Annotated in this window: 6 protein-coding genes and 1 pseudogene; 6 read left to right on the top strand and 1 reads right to left on the bottom strand. The window is 64.5% G+C overall.

Features of this window, described 5'->3' with window-relative positions; translation table 11 throughout:
- Positions 1-247: 247 nt before the first annotated feature.
- Positions 248-388, bottom strand: a pseudogene (locus K3F48_RS18015) (type II toxin-antitoxin system VapC family toxin); the annotation flags it as partial.
- 406 nt (positions 389-794) lie between these two features.
- Here K3F48_RS18015 and cyoA point away from each other — a divergent pair.
- From cyoA to K3F48_RS17985, 6 genes are all read left to right on the top strand, one after another.
- Complete coding sequence (cyoA, locus tag K3F48_RS18010) at positions 795-1643, top strand: ubiquinol oxidase subunit II (RefSeq protein ID WP_255609310.1); 849 nt, start codon at positions 795-797, stop codon at positions 1641-1643.
- Positions 1640-3652, top strand: coding sequence for a cbb3-type cytochrome c oxidase subunit I (locus K3F48_RS18005; RefSeq protein WP_222576816.1), 2013 nt, complete (start codon positions 1640-1642; stop codon positions 3650-3652). Before cyoA ends, K3F48_RS18005 begins: the two co-directional genes overlap by 4 nt.
- Complete coding sequence (locus tag K3F48_RS18000) at positions 3649-4311, top strand: cytochrome (ubi)quinol oxidase subunit III (RefSeq protein ID WP_222576815.1); 663 nt, start codon at positions 3649-3651, stop codon at positions 4309-4311. Before K3F48_RS18005 ends, K3F48_RS18000 begins: the two co-directional genes overlap by 4 nt.
- Entirely contained in the window at positions 4308-5426 is a 1119-nt protein-coding gene (cyoD, locus tag K3F48_RS25010) for a cytochrome o ubiquinol oxidase subunit IV (RefSeq protein ID WP_222576814.1), read from the top strand. Before K3F48_RS18000 ends, cyoD begins: the two co-directional genes overlap by 4 nt.
- 222 nt (positions 5427-5648) lie before the next feature.
- Entirely contained in the window at positions 5649-6800 is a 1152-nt protein-coding gene (locus K3F48_RS17990; protein ID WP_222576813.1) for a patatin-like phospholipase family protein, read from the top strand.
- The gene (locus tag K3F48_RS17985; protein ID WP_222576812.1) at positions 6797-8569 is read left to right on the top strand and encodes a PQQ-binding-like beta-propeller repeat protein; all 1773 of its coding nucleotides are present in this window, start codon (positions 6797-6799) and stop codon (positions 8567-8569) included. Before K3F48_RS17990 ends, K3F48_RS17985 begins: the two co-directional genes overlap by 4 nt.
- Positions 8570-8729: the final 160 nt, after the last annotated feature.

Raw genomic sequence — 8729 nt, 5'->3', positions numbered from 1 at the left:
GAAATCACCCGGGCGGGATCATTCCGTTACAGGGGGGCGCGATCATCTCGTAATCGGGGGGCGCCATCATTCCGTTAGGGGGGCGCCTTCATCTCGTTTTAGGGGGGCGCCTTCCGTCGGAATCATCAGTCACGTTCTCGGTGACCATCGTGATCTCCGCAATCGTGTCGTTGACGCTGGCGCCGATGCTACGTCGATTGCGCACGAAAATCGGTGCGGTGTATTTAATCAGCCGAACGCAAGCCGGTCAGCCGAGCCAATTCTCCAGCTTCAGGCTTCTGACACGGCTGAACTCCCCCATATTGTTCGTGACGAGCAGGAGGCCCAAGGCGATTGCATGTGCGGCGATGAACAAGTCATTTTGTCCAATGGGGCTGCCTGCCGCTTCCTCGAACGGAATCGTTCGATCGATCAGAATTGACTTCAAAGAAAGAATGCTAATCGGCAAGGGGTCACAGAGCCAAGCCGTTGATTGCTCCTGAATATTCTTGTCGAATCCACGCCGATAGGGGTGCGTCACGCCGAAATATGACTGCGGTTTGGATAAAGCTCGATCCGGTCCGCTCCGTCATCTCGCCGCCTCTACGGTCCTTTCGCACGCCGCGACGCGCCGGAACCTATCCTTCGCAAGATAGTTTTGCAGTCGCGTTGCTCGTCGATGACCAGCAAAGTTCACGTCACGCCTTTTTTCGTGTCGACTGAGAGAGACTGTCTCGATGCAGCCGAGTCATTTTGCGCGGCGCCGTTTCACGCCGAGTTCCAGAAGCGTCGCGACGCTTCTGCCAAACGCTTCGATGTTGCTGCTCGCGGGCTGCTCCGGTGGGGTGCTCGACCCCAAGGGACAGATCGGCGCCGAGGAAAGCAAGATTCTCGTCAACGCCTTCGGAACAATGCTGATCATCGTCGCGCCGACCATTTTGGGCGCGCTCGTCTGCGCCTGGTGGTTCCGCGCATCCAATCGAAAGGCCCGCTATCTTCCCGACTGGGTGTTCTCCGGGCGGCTCGAGCTCGTCAATTGGGGCTATCCGCTGCTCATCATCATCTTTCTCAGCGGGCTCATCTGGGTCGGCTCACATCGCCTCGATCCCTTCCGGCCGATCGCCTCCGCCAATGAGCCGCTCGAGGTGCAGGTGGTCTCGCTCGATTGGAAATGGCTCTTCATCTATCCGGAGCAGTCGGTCGCGACCGTCAACGCGCTCGTCCTGCCGGTCGAGGTCCCGGTTCATTTCTCGCTCACTTCCGCCACGGTGATGAACTCGTTCTTCGTGCCGCAGCTCGGCGGCATGATCGCCACCATGCCCGGAATGGTGACGCAGCTCCATTTGAAGGCGGATCACATCGGCGATCTCTGGGGTCTCTCGACTCAGTTCAGCGGCGACGGCTTCGCCGGCATGGGCTTTTCCGTGCGCGTCAAGTCGAAGGAGGATTTCGCATCCTGGGTCGATGAGGCGCGCAAGAGCGCTTGCGATCTCGATCGCGCGGGCTATGCCGCGCTCCAGCCCGAGAGCCGCAATGTGCGTGCTTTCGCCTTCCGCTCGGTCGCTCCGTCCTTGTTCTCCGAGATCGTGAGAGGAGAGCTTTCCCTGCAGAAAGCGAGCGAGAGCGCCGGCCCTGTCGTCCCGTGCCCGGAGGCGATGCGATGAACCTCTTCGGCAATCTGTCGTGGGACGCGCTCCCCTGGAACTCGCCGCTACCATTGATCGCGGGCGCCGTCGTCATCGCTCTTTGCGTCGCGGTCGCGGCATGGGTCGTGCTCGCCGGCCATCTCCCATACCTCTGGCGCGAGTGGATCACCAGCGTCGATCACAAGCGCATCGGCGTGATGTATATCGCGCTCGGCCTCGTCATGATGCTGCGCGGCTTCGCCGACGCCATATTGATGCGCTCGCAGCAAGCCGTCGCCTTCCGTGCGGAGGGGTACCTTCCCCCTGAGCATTTCGATCAGATTTTCAGCTCGCACGGAACCATCATGATCTTCTTCGGCGCCATGCCGCTGACGCTCGGCCTCATGAATTTCGTAATTCCCCTGCAGCTCGGCATGCGCGACGTGGCCTTTCCGACCTGGAACTCGACGGGCTTCTGGCTCACCGCCACGGGCGCGCTATTGGTCAATATCTCGCTCGTCGTCGGCGTGTTCTCGCGCGCCGGATGGCTGCCGTATCCGCCGCTCTCCGAGCTGCAATTCTCGCCCGACGTCGGCGTCGACTATTATCTCTGGGCGCTGCTCATCTCCGGCGTCGGCACGCTGGTGACGGGCATCAATTTCGTCACCACCATTCTCAAGATGCGCGCTCCCGGCATGGGCTATCTCAGAATGCCCATGTTCTGCTGGACCGCGCTCGCATCCAGCCTGCTCATCGTCGCCGCTTTCCCGATTCTGACGGCGACGCTCCTCATGCTCACGCTCGACCGCTATCTCGGCTTTCATTTCTTCACCACTGCCGGCGGCGGCAATATGATGATGTTCATCAATCTGATCTGGGCCTGGGGCCATCCCGAGGTCTACATCCTCGTGCTGCCCGCCTTCGGCGTTTTTTCGGAGGTCATCTCGACCTTTTCCGGAAAGCCTCTGTTCGGCTATCGGTCGATGGTGGCCGCGACGCTCGGCATCTGCATCATCTCCTTTCTGGTCTGGCTGCATCATTTCTTCACCATGGGCGCGGGCGGCACGGTCAATGCGGCCTTCGGCATCGCCACCTCGGTGATTGCGGTCGTCACCGGCGTCAAAGTCTTCAATTGGCTGTTCACCATGTATGGCGGACGCATCCGGTTCGAGACGCCGATGCTATGGTCGCTCGGCTTCATCGTGACCTTCGTCATCGGCGGCATGACGGGCGTGCTCCTCGCCGTTCCGCCGGCCGATTTCCTGCTGCACAACAGCCTCTTCCTCGTCGCCCATTTCCACAACACCATCATCGGCGGCGTGGTGTTCGGCGTCTTCGCCGGCATCGCCTATTGGTTCCCGAAAGCTTTTGGCTTTCGCCTGCAGGAGGGCTGGGGAGTCGCCGCCTTCTGGCTCACGCTCGCCGCCTTCTACGCCGTCTTCGTTCCGCTCTACATGCTCGGCCTGCTCGGCATGCCGCGGCGCATGCAGCATTACGACATGGAGATGTGGCGCCCCTGGGTGCTGGCGGCGATGATCGGCGTCGTCCTCTTCGGAGCCGCCATGATCTGCCAGGTGATCCAGCTTGTCGTCAGCATCCGCCGTCGCGACCTGCTGCGGGACGAGACCGGCGATCCCTGGAACGGCCGCTCGCTCGAATGGGCGACCTCGTCCCCGCCGCCGCAATTCAACTTCGCCGTGACGCCGAATGTGGCGGGCGAGGAGCCCTATTGGGAGATCGAGCGGCGCGTGATCGCGAGCCGGCAGAACGAGAGCGGCTATGAAGCGATCCCGATGCCGAGAAACACGGCGACTGGCTTCGTGACCGGCTTCTTCGCGACGATCACCGGCTTCGCCATGGTGTGGCACATCTGGTGGTTGGCGATCCTCGGCCTCGTCGCCGCCTATGCCGTGTTCGTGTGGTACGCATGGCGCGACGTTTCCGAGGAGGAGATACCGGCGGAAGAGGTGGCGCGCATCGACCAAATCCACCGCAAGAGGCGAGCCGATCGGCTCGCGCGGCATTCCGACGCGGGGGAATCGGCATGACGACGACGATCGAAGCGCCCGCGCTCGAGCGACATGCCGCCCCCTACAGGCTCGGCCGGGCCGACGGACTCGCGACCGGCCATGGCGAGGCGGGACCGGCGTCGAAACGCGTCGTCGTCGCCTTCGGCTTCTGGATCTTTCTGCTCAGCGACATTGTAATGTTCTCTGCCTTTTTCGCGGCGCATGCGGTGTTGCAGACGGCGACCGACGGAGGGCCGACCGGACGCGATTTGTTCAATCCGACGCGGGTCGCGATCGAGACTGCCTGCCTCCTCGCCTCGAGCTTCACCTGCGGCCTGTCGGCGTTGGCGACGGATGCGCGCAATCATGTCTGGACGCAGGCGGCGCTGCTCGTGACGGGCCTCCTCGGCCTCGCCTTCCTCTCGCTCGAGGCGCAGGAATTCGCCGCAATGATCGCGAGCGGCGCGGGGCCCGAGCGCAGCGCATTCCTCTCCTCCTTCTTCGCGCTCGTCGGCCTGCACGGCGCCCATGTCTCCGTCGGCCTGCTCTGGCTCGGCACGATGATGGCGCAGCTCTTCGTCAAGGGATTCGAGCCGGTGATCTATCGGCTGATCTGCTTCAATCTCTACTGGCACGTGCTCGACATCATCTGGGTCGCGATCTTCACCGTCGTCTATCTGATCGGAGAGGGCCGATGAGCGATTTCGAAGGGCGCGCTGCGGAAGACGTGGCGCCCGGCTTTATGGACGCCCCCGGCCGCAGCCTGCGTGACGGCCTCTTCAGCTACAGCGCCGGCTTCGTGCTCGCCGCCGCGCTCACCGCGGCGGCATTCTTCATCGTCCGGACGGATTTGATCTGGGGACCCGGGATCGTCATGGCGCTGGTCTCATTGGCGATCGCGCAGATCGGCGTGCATCTCGTCTTCTTCCTCCACCTCACCACGGCGCCGGACAACACCAATAATGCGCTCGCCCTCGCATTCGGCGTTCTGATCGTGACGCTCGTCGTCGGCGGGTCCTTGTGGATCATGTCCCATCTTGCGCACAATGTGATGCCCGATCGCATGATGGCGAAGATGGACCTCGACAGCATGGCGGCCGAAAGCGCTCTGCGCATAGAGGGCGTCGTCGCTCCGAGGGAGACGCGGGAGGTCGGCGCGCGCGTGGCGGGAGTCGTGTCGTCCGTTCGATGCGACGCCGGCATGCATGTCGAGGCGGGGCGGCTCTGCGCGGAGATCGATCCGCGACCTTTCCGGGCGGCGGTGGATCGCAAGACGCGAGAGCTGCAGGCGGCGCAGGCCCGGCTCGATGGCGACCAGGCGAGGCGAGGCGCGGCGCGCGACGCTCTGGAGCGCGCGCAGGGCGCGACGCGGAGCAGCGGCGTCGCGCGCCTGCGTCGATCGGTCGAGACGCGCGAAAGGCGCGTCGAACGCGCAAGCGCCGGGGTCGCGCGCGCCGAGGCGGAGCTCGCCGCGACGCGCATCGTCTCGCCGATCGAGGGAACGATCCGCTCGCGCAATGTCGAGCCGGGCCGCGAGGTCGCGGCGAAGGCGAAGACGCCACTGTTTGTCGTCGCGCCCGATTCGGTGCGCATCGCGGCGAGAATCGGCGCCGCCCAGAGCGGCCGGATCGTTATCGGCGACAAGGTCGTCATCACGGTCGACGCCCTTCCCGGCCAATCCTTCGACGGAACGGTGACGAAGATCGAGCCGCTGCGAGAGGGGGCGGAGGCGATCGTCGACATGACGGCGCGAGATCCGCGTCATGCGCTCGAGCCCGGGATGGCGGCGAATGCGCGCATCTCGAAGCAATAGAGCAATCGCCTCGATGATTTTGCTCTTTCACTCTGCATCAGCGGAGCACACGAAACCACGCCCGCGTGTTGGCTTGGAGAAATCGAGGGTCGCCAGAGCCGTCATCGCGAACGAAGCGAAGCGATCCAGCGCCGCGCGGCGACTCCTCGATTCCTTCGTCGCTGCGCTCCTCGCAATGACGGCCTATGGCGCTTGCGAAGCCGCGCGGATCAGGGAGGCGACATGAGCGCAAGCGGCGATGAGCTCTCGGCGCTCGTGCTCCAGGGCGGCGGCGCGCTCGGTTCTTATCAGGCGGGCGCCTATGAGGCGCTGCTCGCCGCCGGCCAAAAGATCGACTGGGTGGCCGCCATCTCGATCGGCGCGGTAAATGGCGCGATCATCTGCGGCAATCCACCCGAGCGCCGGGTGGAGCAGCTGACGAAATTCTGGCGCGAGACTTCCAGCCTGATCACCGCGGCGCCGGTCAATGACGAGGAGCTGGTCCTCCAGCTCTTCGACGAAACCAGCGCAGCGATCACCGCCGCTTGCGGCGCGCCGGGATTCTTTCGTCCACGCCTGCCGCCGGCGCTTCCCGGCTTCCGCCACGCGCCGGAGAGGTTGAGCGTCTACGACACGGCGCCCTTGCGCGAGACGCTGCTGTCGCTCGTCGATTTCGACCTCCTCAACTCCGGCGCGACCCGCTACAGCATCGGCGCGGTCAATGTGAAGACCGGCAATTTTCATTATTTCGACACGGCGCGCGAGCGGATCGGCCCCGAGCATGTGATGGCCAGCGGCGCGCTGCCGCCGGGCCTTCCAATGATCGAGATCGAGGGCGAGCGCTATTGGGACGGCGGCCTCGTCTCGAACACGCCGCTGCAATATGTGCTCGACTACGAGCGGCCGCGACGGGACATGCTGGTGTTCCAGCTCGATCTCTTCAGCGCGCGCGGCGAGCTGCCGCAGACATTGCTCGAGGTCGCCAGCCGCGAGAAGGACATTCGCTATTCCTCGCGCACCCGCATGAACACCGACTTGATGTGTCGCCTGCACGCGCTGAGCGCCGCCATCGCCCGGCTCGGCCCCAAAGCGCCGAAGGAGCTGCGCGAGGACCCGGACTGGCGCATTCTGAACGAGGCCGCGCATGAGAACACGACGACGATCGTGCATTTGATCCATCGCCCCGCGCCGGGCGAAGGCCCCGCGAAGGATTTCGAGTTTTCTCGCTGCACGATGGAGCGCAATTGGATCGACGGCAAGCGCGACGTGGAGAAGACGCTGAGCCGCCCGGAATGGCGCGAGCGCGCCCGCGCGCCGGGAGGGGCGGTGACGCTGGATCTGACCGAGGACGCGGAAGGAACCGAGCACAGCTGTGCGAGAGGAGACGGCTCATGAGAAAAGCGCTGGTTGTCACGCTCGGCGTCGCCGCGGCCGTCGGCGTCGCGGCCGCAGGGGCGATCTATGCGAATTGGAACGCCTTCGTTCCGATCGCGGCGATGGGAATCAATTATTGGCGCTATCTCGACGCGCCGAAGGGCGAGCTGACGGTCGAGACCGCAGACGGCTTCGACGCCGCGAATGCAGGGGACCCGGTCCGCTCGCCGCCGCCGGACGACGGCCTCTGGCCGAGCTACAACAAGACGCTGACCTCCGACCGCTTCTCCTCCCTGACGGAGATCGACCGCGACAATGCGGGCCGGCTGCGCGTTCTCTGCACCTATGACACGGGGCAATACACGGGCTTCAACTCGGGGCTCGTGATGGTGGACGGAGCGCTGCTGTTCACCACGCAATATGACACTTTCTCCATCGACCCGCTCACCTGCCGCGAGAACTGGCGAAAGCACGAGAGCTATGCGCCGGCGACGCCGCAGGACGTGAACCGCGGCGTCGCTTATCTCGACGGACGCGTGTTTCGCGGAACGCAGGACGGGCGCGTGCTCGCTTATGATTTCAAGACCGGCGAACGCTTGTGGGAAACCGCCATCGCCGATCCGAAGAAGAGCGAGAGCGCGCCCGCGGCGCCGATCGCCTGGAACGGCCTCGTCTTCATCGGCAACGCCGGCGGCGACTTCAAAGGCGTGAAAGGCCGCATGTATGCGCTCGATGCGGCGACCGGACGGATCGTCTGGGAGTTCTATCTCGTTCCCAGGCAGCCCCGCGATCCGACCCGCGGCCCGCAGGGCGAGACGCCGCTCGACGCCTCGAGCTGGAAAATGGCCGCCGACGCGCCGATCTCGGGCGGCGCGACCTGGACGTCCTATACGCTCGATCCGCAAAGCGGGCTGCTCTATGTGCCGGGTGGCAATCCGGCGCCCGATTTCGACGTGATGCTACGGGGCGGCGACAATCTCTACTCCAATTCAGTGATTGTGCTCGACGCGAGGACAGGCGCCTATCGCGAGCATTTCAAGATCGTCCCCAAGGACTGGCACGATTGGGATGTCTCCGCCGCGCCAGCGCTCGTCACCACCGCAGCTGGCCGCCGCATGATGCTGGTCGCGCCCAAGGACGGCCATCTCTACGGCTTCGATCTCGAGACGAAGGAGCGGCTCTATCGCGTGCCGATGACGAAGATCGAGAACGCCGACGTTCCCTTCTCGGCGGACAAGAGCGTGCATTTCTGCCCCGGCTCGGTCGGCGGCGCCGAATGGAACGGACCAGCCTATGACCCGCAGAACAATCTCGTGATGGTCGGCGAGGTGCAATGGTGCACGACCGTCCGCATCGAGCCCGAAAAGGAGATCGAGGGCGAGGCGAAATTCACGCCGTGGTCCGGGGAGGATTCAATAAATCCCTTCAACATGTGGGGCCGAGCCGATCCGGTGTTCCAATGGGCGGGCTGGCTCCAAGCGGTCGACGCGGACAGCGGTCGCTGGCGCTGGCGCGCCAAGACCAATTATCCCGTGCAGAGCGGCGTGGCGCCGACGGCGGGCGGCGTCGTCTTCTTCGGCGACATGGGCGGCAATTTCTACGCGCTCGACGCGGACACGGGCCGCAGGCTCTGGGGCCAGAAGATCGGCGGCGCGGTCGGCGGCGGCGTCATCACCTTCTCGACGCCGAAGGGGCAGCGCGTCGCCGCCGCGACCGGCCTCACGGAGGTCCTGTGGCCGACCGAGATCACGACGGCCAAGGTCTCCATCCTGGGCCTCGACGATCATTGATATCGGCCAGTCGCGAGAGCATGCAAATGGGCGATCGGGTTTTGCCGCCCTTGCGGCCCATCAGGCCCGCCATCCAGCTCGCCGAACCCGAGGCGGTCTCAGGATCGTCGGCATAGGCGAAAAACAATCCAATCTTTTCGGTTTGTCATTGAGGCCGAGG

This window comes from Methylosinus sp. Sm6 (assembly GCF_019802345.1).
Lineage (GTDB): Bacteria > Pseudomonadota > Alphaproteobacteria > Rhizobiales > Beijerinckiaceae > Methylosinus.
This window is presented reverse-complemented; position numbering and strand designations above follow the sequence as displayed.